The organism is Cohnella luojiensis (assembly GCF_004564235.1).
GTDB lineage: Bacteria > Bacillota > Bacilli > Paenibacillales > Paenibacillaceae > Cohnella > Cohnella luojiensis.
Genome location: NZ_SOMN01000008.1, coordinates 20414 through 38573, shown reverse-complemented (window position 1 = coordinate 38573; position 18160 = coordinate 20414). Strand labels below are relative to the sequence as shown.

Annotated in this window: 17 protein-coding genes; 15 read left to right on the top strand and 2 right to left on the bottom strand. The window is 48.9% G+C overall.

The genetic code is table 11. The features are described 5' to 3' along the window. The first annotated feature begins 44 nt into the window (after window positions 1–44). Window positions 45–773: a response regulator transcription factor gene (locus E2980_RS08535; RefSeq protein WP_135151760.1), complete on the top strand. Its 729-nt coding sequence runs from the start codon at window positions 45–47 to the stop codon at window positions 771–773. A gap of 529 nt (window positions 774–1302) precedes the next feature. Here E2980_RS08535 and E2980_RS08530 read toward each other — a convergent pair. Together E2980_RS08530 and E2980_RS08525 are read right to left on the bottom strand one after the other, a co-directional pair. Then, complete coding sequence (locus E2980_RS08530) at window positions 1303–1524, bottom strand: hypothetical protein (RefSeq protein WP_135151759.1); 222 nt, start codon at window positions 1522–1524, stop codon at window positions 1303–1305. Between the two features lie 592 nt (window positions 1525–2116). Next, on the bottom strand, window positions 2117–2986 hold the full coding sequence (locus tag E2980_RS08525; RefSeq protein WP_135151758.1) for a helix-turn-helix domain-containing protein: 870 nt from the start codon (window positions 2984–2986) through the stop codon (window positions 2117–2119). Between the two features lie 146 nt (window positions 2987–3132). Here E2980_RS08525 and E2980_RS08520 point away from each other — a divergent pair, with 146 nt between their 5' ends. The 14 genes from E2980_RS08520 to E2980_RS08460 all read left to right on the top strand — a co-directional run bounded on the left by E2980_RS08520 (window position 3133) and on the right by E2980_RS08460 (window position 18151). Beyond that, window positions 3133–4185, top strand: a complete 1053-nt coding sequence (locus tag E2980_RS08520; protein WP_135151856.1) for a Gfo/Idh/MocA family protein — start codon at window positions 3133–3135, stop codon at window positions 4183–4185. A 187-nt stretch (window positions 4186–4372) separates the two neighbouring features. Next, window positions 4373–5335 (top strand): sugar phosphate isomerase/epimerase family protein, encoded by a 963-nt coding sequence (locus E2980_RS08515; protein WP_135151757.1) that lies wholly within the window; start codon window positions 4373–4375, stop codon window positions 5333–5335. Between the two features lie 23 nt (window positions 5336–5358). Next, a complete protein-coding gene (locus E2980_RS08510) occupies window positions 5359–6495 on the top strand; it encodes a Gfo/Idh/MocA family protein (protein WP_135151855.1) in 1137 nt (378 codons plus the stop codon). A gap of 181 nt (window positions 6496–6676) precedes the next feature. Next, window positions 6677–8350 (top strand): PhoX family protein, encoded by a 1674-nt coding sequence (locus E2980_RS08505; protein ID WP_167747039.1) that lies wholly within the window; start codon window positions 6677–6679, stop codon window positions 8348–8350. Window positions 8351–8396: 46 nt separating this feature from the next. After that, entirely contained in the window at window positions 8397–8654 is a 258-nt protein-coding gene (tatA, locus tag E2980_RS08500) for a twin-arginine translocase TatA/TatE family subunit (RefSeq protein ID WP_135151756.1), read from the top strand. 12 nt (window positions 8655–8666) lie between these two features. Then, window positions 8667–9407: a twin-arginine translocase subunit TatC gene (gene tatC / locus E2980_RS08495; protein ID WP_135151755.1), complete on the top strand. Its 741-nt coding sequence runs from the start codon at window positions 8667–8669 to the stop codon at window positions 9405–9407. An 81-nt stretch (window positions 9408–9488) separates the two neighbouring features. Next, window positions 9489–9959, top strand: a complete 471-nt coding sequence (locus tag E2980_RS08490; RefSeq protein ID WP_135151754.1) for a YidH family protein — start codon at window positions 9489–9491, stop codon at window positions 9957–9959. A 172-nt stretch (window positions 9960–10131) separates the two neighbouring features. Beyond that, complete coding sequence (locus E2980_RS24900) at window positions 10132–11286, top strand: methyl-accepting chemotaxis protein (RefSeq protein ID WP_135151753.1); 1155 nt, start codon at window positions 10132–10134, stop codon at window positions 11284–11286. A 136-nt stretch (window positions 11287–11422) separates the two neighbouring features. Next, a complete protein-coding gene (locus E2980_RS08480; protein ID WP_240702939.1) occupies window positions 11423–12421 on the top strand; it encodes a PstS family phosphate ABC transporter substrate-binding protein in 999 nt (332 codons plus the stop codon). Window positions 12422–12649: 228 nt separating this feature from the next. Continuing rightward, window positions 12650–13513, top strand: coding sequence for a phosphate ABC transporter permease subunit PstC (gene pstC, locus E2980_RS08475; RefSeq protein ID WP_240702945.1), 864 nt, complete (start codon window positions 12650–12652; stop codon window positions 13511–13513). Between the two features lie 53 nt (window positions 13514–13566). Further along, complete coding sequence (pstA, locus tag E2980_RS24140; RefSeq protein WP_420808634.1) at window positions 13567–14391, top strand: phosphate ABC transporter permease PstA; 825 nt, start codon at window positions 13567–13569, stop codon at window positions 14389–14391. A gap of 12 nt (window positions 14392–14403) precedes the next feature. Next, window positions 14404–15159: a phosphate ABC transporter ATP-binding protein PstB gene (gene pstB / locus E2980_RS24135; protein ID WP_167747037.1), complete on the top strand. Its 756-nt coding sequence runs from the start codon at window positions 14404–14406 to the stop codon at window positions 15157–15159. Between the two features lie 25 nt (window positions 15160–15184). Next, window positions 15185–15844, top strand: coding sequence for a phosphate signaling complex protein PhoU (gene phoU / locus E2980_RS08465; RefSeq protein ID WP_135151751.1), 660 nt, complete (start codon window positions 15185–15187; stop codon window positions 15842–15844). Window positions 15845–16177: 333 nt separating this feature from the next. Then, on the top strand, window positions 16178–18151 hold the full coding sequence (locus E2980_RS08460; protein WP_135151750.1) for an ABC transporter substrate-binding protein: 1974 nt from the start codon (window positions 16178–16180) through the stop codon (window positions 18149–18151). Window positions 18152–18160: the final 9 nt, after the last annotated feature.

The following is an 18160-nucleotide window of genomic DNA, read 5'->3' as shown; positions in this document are numbered from 1 at the left end:
GAGAGCCCAAATAGGCAGGACTGCCTGCTAGACCGGAGGAACGCATGTCGGACAAAGTACTGATAATCGAGGATGAACCGACACTTGCACGTCTAGTTATCTATAATCTCTCACAAGAGGGGTATGAGACTGAAGTCGTCGGGAACGGGGCGGAAGGACTTCATAAGGCGATTCATGATCAATACGCGATTATCTTTCTTGATTTAATGCTCCCGGGCATGAATGGATTCGAAGTGTTGCAGAAGCTGCGTCAGAACGGAGTTAAGACGCCCGTCATCATTCTGACCGCGAGAAACGCGGAGGAAGAAGTAGTGCAGGGGCTGAAGCTTGGCGCCGACGATTATATTACGAAGCCGTTCGGAGTAGCGGAACTGCTTGCCCGTACATCCGCCGTGCTGCGGCGCTCCCGCAACGAAGAGAGCAAGTCTTCCACAGCCTCGGGAGGAGATAAAGTAATCGTCCTCGGGGATCTGCAAATTTTCCCGGATAAGTACGAGGTCTTCTCCAACGGTCAATGGATCACGCTGCGTCCTAAAGAATTCGAAGTGCTGCTTTATTTGGCGGAACGTCCGGGGATCGTCATCACGCGAGACGACCTAATGAACGTCGTATGGGGCTTCGACTACATCGGCGGCCAGCGTACGGTCGACGTTCACGTGAGCTCCCTTCGCAAGAAGCTCGAATTAAGCCAACAAACCGTCCAAATCGACTCAATCCGCGGCGTCGGCTACAAATTGTTCATCAACCGCAAAGCATCCTCGTCCAGCCGTTAGGCTTGGATCTTTCAATTAACGACCCGTTCAGCCGAAAAAGGCGATGGACGGGTCGTTTGTTGTTTTCAAGGGTAATGTTATTATTCATGAGAAAAGTCTATTGGGATGACTTTGTAACGTACAACTCTAGAAGAGCCATTATTCTGAGGGACCAGTAGGCCTTTTTTAGACAATGAATGGAGATACTTGGCCGCTGTTCTTCTATGTACTCCCAATAAGGAGGCCGTGGAGGTAGGGGTTACCGGTTGATCGCTTGCGCAAGCGGAAAAGTAAATGACCTTCTCAATGGGTGAGATTTCGATACCGCGAATATTGCTTGCGCTGCTTAATCTCCCTAACAATTGTTGAATCACTTGCTGGCAACGACGCGGTTTCTCCATAATATCATCCAAAGAAAATCTTAATACTATCCACCCATCAATGACGAGATGATTCTGGCGCATGAGATGATCCGCAAACTGATATCGATTCAGATCCCGTCCGTGAGGGCCAAAACCATCAATTTCAATACAGATCTTGTAACCTTCGGTTATTTAAGCGAAGTCAATATACCTCCAGCCATCCTTGAATTTTCTTCAAACTCTGCTTGCAGACTAGAGAAGTGTCGGAAAGAAGGCCACCATACGTGCTGGATAAACATTTTCTCCGCATGATTGGCTGCCTCCGCTAACCTGCGTTTCCGCTCGCCCTTACTAGTTCTCTTCTGTTTGTCCATCCAGGATACGTAAGACGTTTCAAAAGATTCACTCATCATTCATTCTCCTCCGCCAATTTGATTTAAAAACAAAAGCCGCCCAGTCCGGACGGTTCCGGATTGAGCGGCGTGTGCTTCACGACCGATTAATAGATTGTTTTCTATGATCAAGATAACATATGAAATATTGATTAACAAGGAAATTTTGTTATTTTTTTCTTCTCAATCTCTCACAAAGGACAAAAAAGTGCCTTTGAGGGGCGGGCTAGTAGAGATGGAATGGCGCGGAGGCTAAAAAAGTGCCTTGGCAGAGCGAGTGTGTGTTGGGGTAATGGCGCGAAGGCTAAAAAAGTGCCTTGGCAGAGCGAGTGTGTGGTGGGGGGATGGCATGAAGGCCAAAAAAGTGCCTTGGCAGAGCGAGTGTGTGGTGGGGGAATGGCGCGGAGGTTAAAAAAGTGCCTTGGCAGAGCGAGTGTGTGTTGGGGTAATGGCGCGAAGGCTAAAAAAGTGCCTTGGAAGAGCGAGTATGTGGTGGGGTAATGGCGCGAAGGCTAAAAAAGTGCCTTGGCAGAGCGAGTGTGTGTTAGGGGAATGGCATGAAGGCTAAAAAAGCGCCTTGGGAAGGGGAAGAAGGCAGCAAACCTGCCAATTACCCCCGGCCCCAAGCGAGCATTTTGCGTTGGAATTCCTTCGGCGAACAGCCATTGAAACGCTTGAACATTTTGTAGAAGTGGGCCATGTTCGCCATGCCGATCTGGTCTCCGACCTCGCTAACGCTCATATCGCGGGTGAGCAGCAGCTGCTCGGCACGTTTGATTTTGCGAAAGTTGACGTATTCCGTGAAGGAGAGGCCCATAATCTTCTTGAAAAACTTCACGAAGTAATAATAGCTCATGTTCGCCAGGCCGCAAGCATCCTCAACCGAAATCTTCTCTACGATGCGCGATTCGACAAAATCAAGAACCGGCTTGAGTCGAATCCGTTCGACGCGATCCTGATCGGCTAATAAGCCTCGGTTGTCGTTACGAATGAGAATGAGCAGTATCTTCTTGATCAACATGTTGACAGCAAGTTCGTAACCGCTTTCTTTGCGTAAAGCTTCTTGATGAATTTGGCGAATGCACTCGGCCGCGGCATTGCGAGCTTCCGTATTCTCCCGAAAGATATAATTCATTGAGCTGAGAGGAACTTTGGTTTCATTAAAATATTGCAAATAGGGAATCGTACTTTGGTCGAAATAAGAATGAAGATCGAATTGAAGTACGATATACTCAACGGCGTTTCCCGGATTTCGATCGCGATGGAGCTGCGAATTTCCTAGTATGACCACGTCGCCTTCTTGCATCGAGTAGGTCTCATTGCTCAGATCGACTTCAAGGCGCCCAGCTTGTACAAGGAATAGTTCGCATTCGGGATGATAGTGCCATGTGATGGATCCGACGTCGTTGCGCGACGTTTGCCATATTTTCAAGGAAAGCAACGGATTTTCGTACTCTATATTTTCTCTGACAGCTTGCACGGGTTCATCCCCTTTTATGACAATATCGCATAATTTCCTCGCACCTGAGCGGATGGGATTTCTAATATTATATGGTACACTAATTGTAGAATGAATACTGAAAACTCGCAAGGAGGACAAGCATTTTGACAAAGGTTAACGTTGGGATGATCGGATGCGGCGGAATCGCAATGGGGAAGCATTTACCATCTCTCGCCAAAATCCCGGAAGCTCAAGTGGTTGCGTTCTTCGACGTGGCACTGGACAGAGCTCATGATGCGAAGAACAAATTCGGTACTCATGACGCTAGAGTGTATACCGATGTGTATGAGCTGTTGCGCGATAACGACGTCCATGTCGTTCATGTATGTACGCCAAACGACACGCATGCCGAAATTTCGATAGCGGCGCTTGAAGCCGGTAAACACGTGTTGTGCGAGAAACCGATGGCCAAAACGGCCGAGGATGCCCGGCGTATGCTAGAGACGTCGCAAAGAACGGGACGTAAGCTGAGCATCGCTTACCAGAACCGTTTCCGCGCGGATAGCCGTTGGCTCCACCAAGCCTGCCGTGCCGGCGATTTAGGAGAAATTTACGTAGCTAAAGCCCATGCGGTTCGCCGTCGCGCGGTGCCGACATGGGGGGTATTCCTCGACTTGGAGAAACAGGGCGGAGGCCCTTTGATCGATATCGGAACGCATGCGCTGGACTTGGCTCTTTGGATGATGGACAATTACGATCCGAAGACGGTGCTGGGAACTTCTTATCGCAAGCTTGCCGAGCAAGGAAGCCAAGCGAATATGTGGGGCAATTGGGATCCGTCCAAGTTCACGGTCGAAGATTCCGCATTCGCGATGATCACGATGAAGAGCGGGGCTACGGTGTGGCTGGAGTCCAGTTGGGCGCTGAATACGCTTGACGTAGATGAAGCAAAAGTATCTCTCCATGGTACGAAGGCCGGAGCGGATATGAAGAGAGGCTTGCGCATTAACGGTGAGGAGCACGGACGCCTGTATACCCAAGAAATCCAGATGTCCGGGGATTTCGGCGGCAATCCGCTTCCTGACGATGCGGCGGAGCAAGAAGCCCGGGCTTGGATCGGATCCATCATCCATGACCGCGAGCCTGTCGTTACCGCCAAGCAAGCACTTGTCGTCCAAGAAATACTCGAAGCCGTGTACGAGTCGGCGAATAAAGGGCAAGCGATCAGTTTCGTTTAGCTTCCACCGAAATGGATCATCACGAGGCGACTCGCCTTTTGCTAGAAACTAGCTCTCCTAATTGCAAATTAGGGGTGGCAAAAGGCAAGCGTTTTCATGTAAACTATAGCTAGGCTTCAAATGAACACGCGTACATATTGCGTACAAAGAAAGACGATAAGATTAAGAAAGGTTTGGTGGATAACAAGTGAAATCAGGAGTATTTATCGTTCTATTCGGCCAACAGTCTTTCGAGCAAGCGTTGGATACCGCTAAAGCTGCCGGACTTCAATCCGTAGAGATCGGCACAGGAGCCTATCCCGGAACCTCTCACGTTAATGCGCAAACCGTTCTCAACGACGATGCGGCCATTCGCCGTATTCGCGATGCAGTCGATTCTCGCGGCCTGACGATCAGCGCGCTTAGCTGTCACGGCAATCCGCTTCATCCGGATGCCTCCATTGCCAAATCCCATCATGACGATTTCGTAGCTACCGTCCAATTGGCGGAGAAGCTCGGCGTAGATACAGTTATCACTTTCTCGGGTTGCCCCGGGGAATCGCCGAATTCCAAATATCCTTCATGGGTTACATGCCCATGGCCGCCGGATTTCTTGACGGTGCTCGAATGGCAATGGAATGAAATCGCAATCCCCTATTGGAAAGAACAATCCGCATTCTTGCGTAAGCATAACGTCAGAGTGGCTATCGAAGCCCATCCGGGTTTCCTCGTATACAATACCGAGACCGCAGTTCGCCTCCGCGAGGAAGCGGGAGACAACATCGGCGTGAACTTCGACCCTTCCCATTTGTTCTGGCAAGGCATGGATCCGATTGAATGCGTTAAAGCACTCGGCAAATCCATTTATCACGTGCATGCCAAGGATACGAAGATCGACAAGCGCAACACGGCGATTAACGGCGTTCTCGATAACAAAAACTACGGCGATATTCTGCAACGCTCGTGGGTATTCCGCACGGTCGGTTATGGCCACGACGATGAATTCTGGAAAGATCTCGTCAGCACGCTCCGTCTCGTCGGCTATGACGGAACGATCAGCATCGAGCATGAGGACGGCCTGATGAGCGTGAACGAAGGCTTCACGAAAGCTGCTAATTTCCTTAACAGTCTCATTCTTAAGGAAAGCGCGGGTGAAATGTGGTGGGCATAAACAAGAAGAAAATCAACGTCGGCATGGTGGGCTACAAGTTCATGGGTAAAGCCCACAGCCACGCTTATAAAGACGTAGGTATGTTCTTTGAGCCGACAGCGGACGTCGTGATGAAAGCAATCTGCGGACGCGACGAAAACGGGGTTAAGGAAGCAGCCGAGAAATTCGGCTGGGAATCCTATGAGACGGATTGGCGGAAAATGATTGCCCGCGAGGACATCGATTTCGTCGATATTAACGCTCCAAGCGACGCGCACAAGGAAATCGCGCTTGCCGCAATTGCGGCAGGCAAACATGTTTTCTGCGAGAAACCGTTGGCGCTTAACCTGGCGGATGGACGCGAGATGCTGGCAGCGGCGGAGAAAGCCGGCGTTAAGCATGCGGTCTGCTTCAACTACCGCTTCTTGCCGGCCGTTCAATTGGCCAAACAAATTATCGACGAAGGTCGCCTGGGCGAAATTCATCACTATCGTGCGACCTACTTGCAAGATTGGCTTGTGGATCCGAACACGCCGCTGGCATGGCGCTTGAAGAAGGAAGTCGCAGGCTCCGGAGCTCACGGCGATATCAACGCGCACAGCATCGACCTTGCCCGGTTCCTGATCGGCGAGTTCGATCGCGTAGTCGGTCATAGCCGCACTTTCGTGAAGGAGCGTCCGGTACTGACCGGATCCTCCGGACTCTCCGGCACGGGCTCCGCGACGGAGAAGGGCGAAGTTACCGTAGATGACGCGACGGGTTTCCTGGCCGACTTCAAGAACGGCGCTATGGGCATGTTCGTGGCTTCCCGTTTCGCGGCCGGACGCAAAAACCATAACACGTTCGAAATCCACGGAAGCAAAGGTTCGATCCGTTGGGATCTCGAGAAGCTCAACGAGCTTGAAGTTTACTTCCGCGAGGACGAGCCGAACCTGGCTGGATTCCGCCGCATTCTGGCAACGGAACCCACGCACAAATACGCCGGCAATTGGTGGCCGACCGGACACATCATCGGTTACGAGCATGCCTTCGTGCATATCGTGTACGAATTCGTCCAGCACATGACGACGAATTCTCCGTTCGCTCCAACGTTCCTCGACGGCGTGAAATGCCAAGAGGTTCTGGAAGCGGTAGATCTGTCGATCGAACGCGGTGCATGGGTCAGCGTTGACGAGGTATAATCCAATATAACTATTTAGACCGCTCTATTCGTCTTAGACGAGGGGCGGTTTTTTCGTGCTATCGTAGAATAGATCCTCAATTATTTTACATAAAAAGACATTTTCGCGCACGTTCCATTAACATTGCCCGTGTATGCTTGTCTATGGAGAATCTATTTTCTATAGAGGAGCGAGCGAGTAAATGGAAAAGCAAATGGATCGTCGCGCGTTTTTAACGTATCTAGGTACGGGAGCTGCGGCACTAGCGGCAGTATCTACCGGGTTAGGCGTTCTGGAGGGAAAAGCTTCGGCTGCATCCAAGACGGCCGACCACCTGTTCGGGTACAATTCCAATCGGGTCAGCGGGCACTTCGATCCGATATCCCCCTCCAAAGAAGATCAACTGATCGTTCCAAAAGGCTACAGGTACGATGTCGTCGCCGCTTTCGACGATGTGATCAACCAAGCCGGCGATAAGTTCGGACAAGGTTGCGATTACAATGCTTTTCTCCCGATCAATGGCGCCAACCACCGCGGGCTGCTTGTTACCAACCATGAATATACGAACATTTTCCTGCACGGGCCGATCAAAGACGATAAAATGACGCCGGATCAATTGAAGGACGCGCTCTATTATCAAGGAATGTCCGTCATCGAAGTATACCGGGATACGGACGGCTCATGGAAGATGGATAAATCATCGGCCTATGCACGCCGCATTAACGGCTTTTCCAAATTCGAGCTGACGGGACCGGGTAAAGGCTCGGCTGCGCTAGGCGGCAAAACAAGCGTAACCGGCACGTTCGCGAACTGCTCGGGCGGAGTAACGCTTTGGAACACGGTACTGTCCTGCGAAGAGAACTTCTCGGATTTGGCAACGGCAGCTTCATTGCCGTTAACCCATTACGGCTGGGTCGCAGAAATCGACCCGTTCGATGGCTCTTTCCTTCGCAAGCATACTGCGCTTGGAAGGTTCAACCACGAAAACACGGCGATGGGTCTTGCCAAAGACGGACGCATAGTCGTATACATGGGCGACGATAAGAAGAATGCCTGTATCTACAAGTTCGTTAGCAATGGCAAGTATGACAAGAACAAAGGACGCGCCAATTCCGATCTGTTGGCTGATGGAACGCTTTACGTGGCTAGCTTGAAGAGCGGCACCTGGATCGCCCTCACTTACGATGCCGTAAAGAAAGCGTTGGATAAACCAAGCTTTAAGACGCCGGCCGGACTTAAGGGAACGAAGGAAGATTTCCTGAAAATGTTCCAAAATCAAGCGGACATCGTTACGAATTGCCACGAGGCAGCCATTCTGCTCGGCGGCATGCCGACGGATCGTCCGGAGGACATCGAGATTTCGCCATTCGATAACACCGTCTTTATCTGCCATACGAACAATGATTCCCATGGGAATATTCATGGGCATATCACCCGAATTTTCGAGAAAGACGATGATCTGGGATCCCTAATTTTCGACTTCGAAATTTTCGCGGCCGGCGGACGCCAAGCGGGCTTCAGCTCGCCGGACAACCTGTCGTTCGACGGGAACGGGAATCTATGGGTCGTTACCGATATCTCCTCGAGCAGCATGAACAAAGGGATCTATACTTCGTTCATGAACAATGGATTGTTCGTCATTCCAACATCCGGTCCGAGCAAAGGCCATGCGATGCAATTCGCATCGGGTCCGAACGACTGCGAGCTAACGGGACCTTTCTTCACGCCGGACGAGAAGACGTTGTTCCTCTCCGTTCAGCATCCGGGAGAGAACACCACGGACTTGAACATGCCTACAAGCGTGTGGCCGCATCGCCCGGGAGACAAGAAAGCACGTTGCGCGGTCGTAGCCATCACCGGCTTTAAGTTGGGCTAATGTTTCTGATGCAACCAATATCATTAAATCTTAAGGAGATGAGCACATGCCTTTCGGAAATATAGGAATCGGCGGACTTATTCTAATCCTGATTATCGCGTTGATCATATTCGGTCCTTCGAAGCTGCCAGAGCTAGGACGCGCATTCGGACGTACGCTGAGCGAATTCAAAACCGCGACTCGCGAGATGGTTAACGGCTCCGATGACAAGGACAAGGATGCGAAAGATTCGGATAAGGGCGTCCTGCCAGCAAACGGCGAATCCCCCGCAAGATTATCCGTCGTCGAGAAGTCGAACGGGTAAGGCGGGGATCGCATGGAATCCTCGACTTCCCTTCCGCAAGATAAGCTCGGTAAAAGCTTCGTAGGCCACTTGGACGAATTAAGAAGCAGAATTATCTTTACGCTTATTGCTTTCGTTGTTTCCTTATGCGGCGCGTTCGTGTATGTCAAAGATCTGTACAAATGGCTTGTAAGGGATCTGGAGCAGAAGCTTGCAATATTGGCGCCTTCGGACGTGATCTGGGTTTACTTCATGCTGGCTGGGGTCGTTGCGATCGCCGTGACGATTCCCGTCGCCGGCGTACAAGTATGGCGATTCGTTAAACCGGCAATGTCTGTCAATCAGCAGAGGACGACGCTTGCCTATATCCCGGCTCTTGCTCTGCTGTTCATCCTTGGTCTGTCTTTCGGGTACTTCATCATTTACCCGATGGTGATCGGTTTCTTGGAGAAAATGGCGGATGATTTCGAAACCGTCTATACGGCGCAAAAGTATTTTGCTTTCATGCTCAATATGACGGTTCCATTCGGTTTCTTATTCGAAATGCCGGCGATCGTCATGTTCCTTACCTCCATCGGTATTCTAAGCCCCAAGCGGTTAGCCAAAGCGAGGAAACTTTCCTATTTCCTGCTGACGATCACCGCGGTCATGATAACGCCGCCGGATATCGTATCCGATTTACTCGTGGTTGCTCCGCTTTTGCTGCTTTACGAGATCAGCGTGACCTTGTCGAAGTGGGTATTCCGAAACCGATCCAGAGATGCCCTTCATTAAGCCCGCAGAGTGCACCCTCTAGAACAGACATTGGAAAAACCCCTTGGGTTAATTCGATGGAATTCTAAGGGGTGCATTTTTATGACCTGCGACCGTCAGCCGAAGTGCGATGCGAAAGGTGACCGGATACTTTACTTCAAAAATGCTACAATAGAAGAATCGATCCTTGATGAAAGGAGAACATCTGGGTTGCGTGATTCTTCAAACGACTCAAAATTTGTTCAGCAGCATCTTGCCAATGAACGGACATTCTTAGCTTGGGTCAGAACAAGTCTAACGATTATAGGTATAGGTTTCTTGGCTGCAGGACTTGTGTTTCAATCAAGTCCATATAATCATTTTGCACATTGGCTAGCTTCGATTGTAGGATTCGGGGCAGTTATTTTGGGTGTCTGCATTTTGACTCTGGCGACTAGAGATTTCTTTATGAAACAGAAAGGGATTAACTCTGATAACTTCCGATCTCCGACAACATTAATATGGCTTATTTTTGTCTCTCTTGGAATAATCGGCATGTTGCTTATCGGCTTAGTATTTATAATGTTGTCTTGACTGAAGGAGGTAATTCTGCAGCGGCCGTTTCCCGGTACTTTACCGGGGGACGGTTATTTATTTATTCTCGGGAGATTAGAGTATTTTTATAATCCGTTAACAAAACAAGAATAATGTCGAAACAACGGAATGTTAATTTTAGACAATAGGATCAATAGGGGAGGAAAGAAATGTGGGGATTGCCTTGTTGGAACAAGAAACTGGGATTCGGGGATCTTCATCTAAAGACCTAGGGGCAACGTATCATTCCTTGCACATTAAGGAATGGATTAAAAGCTGTCCTGTCGTTCAATGGCAATTGCCTTGCCAAGAACTCGTTGCTCTGTTCCGCTTAAGAAGCGATGTGGAATGCGTTGTTGTTTGCGAAGAAAACGACAAACCCATCGGATTGATTATGAAGCATGTGTTTTTTCGCAGACTGGGATCTTTATATGGAATGTCTTTATTTAGCGATAAGCCGTCGTCCTTCTTAATGGATCATCACGCCCTTCAGGCTGAAGCGGACATACAACCCCAAGAATTGATCGATAAGGCTCTTTCCCGCGGTGACGATACATTGTATGATGCCGTGATTATCACTGAAAACCATAAATTTATTGGAGTTCTAACCGTAAGCGATATGCTGAATATTTCGCGTCTCATACAAAAACAAGCCGTGGATATTCAAATGCAAACTGTCAATAGCACGGGAACGATGATTGAAAATATACGCGAGACGGTTGACGGCGTTATGGAAAAGGCCAAGCACACTCATTCCTGTACGGATAAGATTACGTCAATGACGGTGCAGGGAAGAAGTCAGCTTGAATTGATGATGCAAGGCTTTCAAAAGTGGACGGATTATGCGAACAAACAAGCCGTATCCGTAGACGATCTGCTCGGTCGGGTGAATTCGGCTTCCGGAATTACGGGGTTAATAGGAGAAATAGCTGACCAAACGAACCTGCTAGCCGTGAATGCAACGATAGAAGCCGCAAGAGCCGGGGAACATGGAAGAGGCTTCACAGTCGTTGCGAATGAAATCCGATCATTAGCCGATCAGACCAAGAAGTCCGTCGGGCAAATTCGTAAGTTGCTCCAAGCAATGACCGAAGCAGCCGAAGGGGTAGCTAAACTGGTGAACGAAGGGAAAAAAGAAGCTTTGACGGGGATTGATCATGTCGAAGAAGCAAGATCTACCTTTAAGGAAATGTGGAATACAGCCGAGGAGAATGCGGGAGCTGCTTTGTTATTAACTGAAGCTTCTGCGTTTGCGCACGAGACTACGCTCCAGGTAAGCAGAGAATTCGAGAAGCTTTCCATGCAAATGAATAGCGAATTGCGATAAATCTTGTGCTTTACAATGAACAAAAACTTTTCGGATTTTTTACATTGCGTTAACAAAAGTAGAAAACGAAGTTTACACATTGCCTGTAACATTACAACTGTACCGAAAAACAAGAGAAGATTAGGAGTGGGTTTAATTGTTTAAGAGAATGGGTCGCAAAAGTTTGTTTATCCTCGCTACATTGGTATTAGTGTTCGTTACGGCTTGTGGTAACAATGGTAATAACACAACAGGTGCTAGCCCAAGCGAAAGCCCAGCCCAGAGCGCATCTCCTTCCGAGAGCGCATCTCCTTCCGAGACTGCAGTTAAACTTTCAGGCAACATTGAGATCGATGGATCTTCTACTGTATTCCCCGTAACGGAAGCTGTAGCTGAAGAATATAAAGCCGTGCAACCTGATGTGAAGCCGGCTGTCGGTGTATCCGGTACAGGTGGAGGCTTTAAGCGCTTCTGCGCAGCCGAGACCGCGATTAGTAACGCTTCCCGACCTATCAAGGATGAAGAAGCAGCGCTTTGCAAAGATGCGGGCGTTGAATATACAGAACTGAAAATCGCATTTGACGGCTTGTCCGTTATCGTGAGCAAGGACAATGATTTTATCGATTCCTTGACTTTAGAAGAGTTGGTTAAAATCTTCAGTGCGGAAAGCACTGCAAAGACTTGGAAAGATGTACGCGATTCCTTCCCGGCCGAACCGATCGCTGTATTCTCGCCAGGTGCTGATTCCGGTACTTTCGATTACTTCAATGAAGAAATTTTAGACAAAAAAGGCGTGCGCAAAGATGCCACTTTCAGCGAAGATGACAATACGCTTGTAACGGGCGTAGCGGGAAGCAAAAATGCAATTGCATTCTTCGGCTTCGCTTACTATGAAGAAAACCAAGACAAGCTGAAAGTTATTCCTATCGACGGCGGCAACGGCCCGATCGAACCGACGTTCGATACAATTAAAGATGGTTCTTATGCACCTTTGTCTCGTCCAATCTATATCTACTTCAGCAAGAAAGAGTATGGACGTGCGGAAGTGAAAGACTTCGTGAAATTCTACATGGATAATGTAAAAACTCTTTCCGCAGAAGTAGGCTACATTCCGCTTCCGGATGAAACTTACGATGCTGAAAAAGCAAAGCTGTAAAATCGCTTGACATCAAGTAGTAGCTGAATAATCGGCGATGATCCCCTGTCGTACCCCCACTGTCAATGCTGAGGTGGGTGGTTCGTCTGGGGACGTGCCCTTTATTGCACAAAGTTTCGAAACAAGGAGCGAACAGCGATGCGGGAAGAGGGAATCCCATCAGGGAAAACCGCGATAGAAGGCATTCAGAAAGACAAACGAACATTTAAAAATAGTCGAAACAGCATAATGGATAAAACCATGCCTGCTTTTTTGTTGTTTTGCGCCGTTATCTCCATTTTAACCACCGTAGGCATTGTCTACATTTTATTTACCGAAACGTATCATTTCTTTCAGAAGGTTCCCTTTAAAGAGTTTATTGCGTCAGGTACTTGGTCTCCTCTGTTCGAGCCGAAACAATTCGGCATATGGCCGCTTCTAAGCGGTACTTTGCTAATTACCGTTATCGCATGCTTGGTTGCGATTCCTCTTGGACTGGCTGCTGCGATTTACCTTAGCGAATATGCTCCTAAAGCTGTTCGCAAGGTGATTAAGCCGATCTTGGAAGTGCTGGCGGGCGTACCTACGATCGTTTACGGATATTTTGCTTTAACCTTTATGACACCGATAATTCGCGTGTTATTTCCTGATGTAGGGATCTTTAACGCGCTTAGCGCCGGCATCGTTGTCGGTATAATGATAATTCCGATGGTATGTTCCCTAAGCGAGGACGCGATGTCTGCAGTTCCGCGTTCTCTAAGGGACGGAGCCTACGCTTTGGGCGCTACTAAATTCGAGGTAGCGTTGAAGATTGTTGTCCCAGCTGCTTTCTCCGGTATTGTGGCTTCCTCCGTATTGGCTTTCTCGCGGGCAATCGGAGAGACGATGATTGTTACCGTTGCGGCAGGAGCTACTCCAAAGCTAACGGCTAATCCGTTCGATAGCATCCAGACGATGACTGCTTATATCGTTCAAGTGAGCTTGGGCGATACGCCGCATGGAACGGTTGAATACGGCTCTATCTTTGCGGTTGGGGCTACGTTGTTCCTTATCACGTTCGTTTTGAACATTGTGGCACAATACTTGGCTAAACGCTTCCGGGAGGAATATTAATCATGAAGGAGTGGAAGCAGGACGATCGCAAACGGGTAGCTAATCGACGCAGAATGGATACTACGCTTAAGCTCTTATTTTTAGCTGCTACCTCCATAGGCATTCTTGCGTTAATGGTCCTAATCATTGACATTGTGATGGATGGGTTGGGTCACTTCACGCCTGATCTATTCACGAACTATCCTTCGCGCAGACCTTCGTCGGCGGGGATGAAATCGGCGATTGTCGGTTCCATTTATATGCTGCTGATTATTCTTCCCGTATCTTTCGTATTCGGCGTAGGGGCTGCCATATATTTAGAAGAATACGCCAAGAAGAATCGCTTGACTCGTATTTTTCAATTGAATATTAGCACGCTTGCCGGAGTACCCTCTATTGTTTACGGAATCTTGGGACTCACGTTGTTTGTTCGATGGTTTATGCTAGAGCGCAGTCTGATCTCCGGTGCATTTACGATGACCTTATTGGTTCTGCCGATCATCATCGTGGCAGCGCAGGAGGCACTTAAAGCAGTACCTAAGGCAAGAAGGGATGCATCCTTCGCGCTAGGCGCTACCAAGTGGCAGACGGTATCCCGGTCCGTTCTTCCTTCCGCGTTGCCTGGTATCTTGACCGGGGTTATTCTAGCCATGTCCCGGGCCATCGGAGAAACGGCTCCGCTTGTCATGATCGGTGCCTTGACTTACGTTGCCTTTTTACCGGAGAAATTGACGGATCAATTCACCGTTATTCCTATTCAAATTTACAATTGGATATCTAGACCGCAGACGGAGTTCCACGAGTTAGCTGCGGCAGGAATCATGGTCTTGCTTATTATGCTCATAATTATGAATATTACGGCTGTCCTGCTTCGCAATAAATTCCAGAAAAACATATAAGGGGACTAGACGATGAATACCATTATCGAGATTGATAAACTGAATTTGTTCTATAGCGACTTCCATGCGCTGCGCAACGTTTCTCTTGAGATTCCGGAGAAAGCGATCACGGCCTTTATCGGCCCTTCCGGTTGCGGTAAATCTACATTGCTTAGGACGTTCAACCGAATGAACGACATGATTCAAGGAACTCGTATTGAAGGCGTGTGCGCCATCGGCGGAACGGATATTTATTCCGACGAAGTCGATGTGGAGACGCTGCGTAAACGTGTTGGAATGGTGTTCCAACAGCCGAATCCATTTCCAAAATCCATCTATGACAATATTGCTTATGGACCGCGTTTGCACGGGATTAAAGATCGCAAGAAATTGGATGAAATCGTAGAAACAAGCCTTAGATCCGCTGCTTTGTGGGAAGAGGTTAAAGATCACCTTAAACGTTCCGCGTTCAGTATATCGGGCGGTCAACAGCAGCGCTTGTGCATTGCTCGCGCATTAGCAGTCGAGCCGGACATCTTGCTTATGGATGAAGCGACTTCCGCTTTGGATCCGATCTCTACGCTAAAGATCGAAGAACTTGCACAGGAGCTTAAAGATCGTTATACAATCGTTATGGTGACGCACAACATGCATCAAGCAGCTCGAGTCTCTCAACAAACCGTCTTCTTTCTTAACGGGGAAGTCGTAGAATATTCGGATACGGAGCAGTTATTCTCCAATCCTAATGACCAGCGCACGGAAGATTACATTAGTGGACGGTTCGGTTGATCCCGAGAGAGGATGGTTAGGAACAATGGTTAAACGTTTGGAATTCGACCATGGATTACGAGAGATGACGCAACTGCTTTGCGAGATGGGTAATCGAGTAGAGAAAGCACTTGTTGAATCAATGGAAGCACTTAAGAACGGCGACGTAGAAACCGGTAAAAGAATCGTGAAATCCGATTCCGAGTTAAATCAAATAGAAGAGAAGATTAGCGAAATCGGCTCCAAATTAATCGCTACCCAGCAACCGGTTGCCAAGGACTTGCGTCGAATTCTGATTGCTTTCAAGATCTCATCCGATCTGGAGCGAATGGGAGATCTGTCCGTTGATATCGCTAAGGTCGTTATCCGCTTAGATGGCCAAACGCTAATCAAGCCATTGATCGATTTACCTCGAATGGCTGAAATCGTTGCGATCATGATCCAAGAATCTCTGCAATCCTACGTAGATGAGAATGTCGACCTTGCCTATAAGAGCGCCAAGGATGATGATCAGGTTGATGCTCTCTACGCGCAGATCATCCGAGAGCTGTTCGCTCTAATGGTCGAGAATCCTAAGACGGTCGGACAAGCGATGCTTCTAAGCTTCGTAGGTCGATACATTGAACGGATCGCCGACCATGCGACTAACATCGCGGAAAGCGTCGTATACCTGGTAACAGGCAAACGCCCGGATTTGAACCAGTAATAATGAGTGTGGAAAAGGACTTTCAGATTTTCTGAAGGTCCTTTTCATTTTTTAAATGCGTAATATTAAATCTTGCGAAATAATACGTAAATATATATAATAACATCGAGCAAATAAAAGCGCTTACATTACATACTTTTTACAAATACATTAAACCGGTTTAATGTAAAACGATTATGCTTGTTTTAGAGGAGGACTTATCCAACAGGACTTATCCAACCTTAGCATTAAATCGGTTTAATTTACTTGAGGAGGTGATCCCTCGGTAAGGCGTTATTGCAGTTTTGCGAACAAAGAATGCAAACCGTTAATTCATTTTATGGAGGGGTCATTTTGAAAAAGTCCAGGATTCTTTTGGCACTGCTAATCGTTATATCAGTCATCGCTGCAGGATGCACCAACAATAATACCGCGAAGCCTAGCGCTTCCAAGACTCCGGCGGAAACGAAAGCCGTGCAGGAAACGCCTGTTGCCACCAACGCGGGAACGGGCTCTAAAGAAGCGCCGGTGCTGGCGACGCTTGTCGGCGAAAGCAAACTGCCTCCATTGGCAGAACGGTTGCCTTCCGCGTCGGATATCATGGTGGAGGATGTCGTCGACGAGCTAGGGCAATACGGCGGCGATTGGACGATGTCCTGGACGGGGCCAGGCGACAAATGGGCCGTCGGTATGCCTACGGAAGAAGCGCTCTTCCGCTTTAACAAGGAAGGAACAGCGATCGAACCGAACGTAGCTAAAAGCTACGAAGTTAATGCGGATTCTACGGTATTCACGATCCATTTGCGGGAAGGCATGAAGTGGTCGGACGGCATGCCGTTCACGGCCGACGATGTTTTATTCTATTGGGAGCACATGCTCACGAAAGAAACGTTCGGCAAAAAAATCTACGACGCTTATTATTCTGTTGATCCGGTTACGGGAGAAAAAGCGTTGGCCGAAGTGAAGAAGGTTAACGATTATACGTTTACCGTTACGCACAAATATCCGAGCGTTCAATTTCTGGAGCGCGTCGCTATCGACAATAAGTGGTTTTTCGCGCCTGCTCATTTCCAGAAAACTATTCTTCCTGAATTCGTAGGCGAAGCCAAAACAGCCGAAATTGCGAAGGACTGGGGATTCGAGGATCCGAAGGCGTTCCTGGTCGACACCGGATACTACTTCTGGCTGCACCAGAAAATACCGACGCTTCGGGCTTGGGTGGCTACAACGGATCCGAACAGCGACCAATTCATCATGGAACGGAATCCTTATTACTGGAAAACGGATTCGGAAGGCCATCAGTTACCTTATATGGACCGCATCGTCGTGACGAAAATCCAGGATCCGAGTCAGGGCCTTCTTGGCACGCTTGCGGGCGACTACAACCTGAAGAGCTTCGAAGCCAAGGATTTCACGGTATTGAAGGAAAACGAGGCGAAGGGGAATTACCGGGTACTGCTATGGACGCAGCCGAGCTGGACAAGCGCGGGCGTGCAGCTGAACCAAACCACGGAAGATCTGAAGCTCCGTCAATTGTTCCAGGATATCCGATTCAGGGAAGCTCTTTCGGTCGGCGTTGACCGTAATGAAGTGACGGAAATCGTGACGAACGGGCTTGCCGAGCCAATTCAGGCCTCGGTTCCGGAGGGCGTGTTTGGATATCAGGAAGGCTGGGCTCAACAGTGGGCCCAATTCGATCCGGATCGCGCCAACAAACTGCTGGACGAGATCGGCTTGACGAAACGGGACAAGGACGGATTCCGCACGTTCCCGGACGGTTCCGACTTGACGCTGACCGATATCGAATCAAGCACGAATGCCGACACGTTCCTGGAGCTGCTCAAAAAATATTACGAAGACCTGGGTCTGAAGTTCAACGTGAAGGTAGTTGAATCAGGCGCGTTTAACGACATGAAATACGCGAATCAGGTTCCGATGAACACGGAAGCGATTTCCGTCACCAACGTGGCGTTCCGCCCCGATGCGCTCGTTCCGCTGCGTGTCATTACCCCGTGGTTCGGACAGTATGGCCTCTATTCGGAGACAGGCGGCAAAGAAGGCGTGAAACCGGAAGGCGACGTGGCTCAAATCCTAGACTTATGGAACCAACTGAAGGCGAGCTCATCGAAGGAAGACATCAGTCGGCTGGCCAACGAGATCTACAAGATCCATATGAAAAATCAATGGCAGATTGGCTATGCGGGACCGACGCCGGTGCCGGTTGCGGTTTCCAACAACATGCGCAATGTTCCGGAAAAGCTGGTAATGGCCGACGAAACCCGTGGAATCGGCCAGGCACATCCGGCTCAGTTCTATCTCAAACAGTAGTCCGTTCTC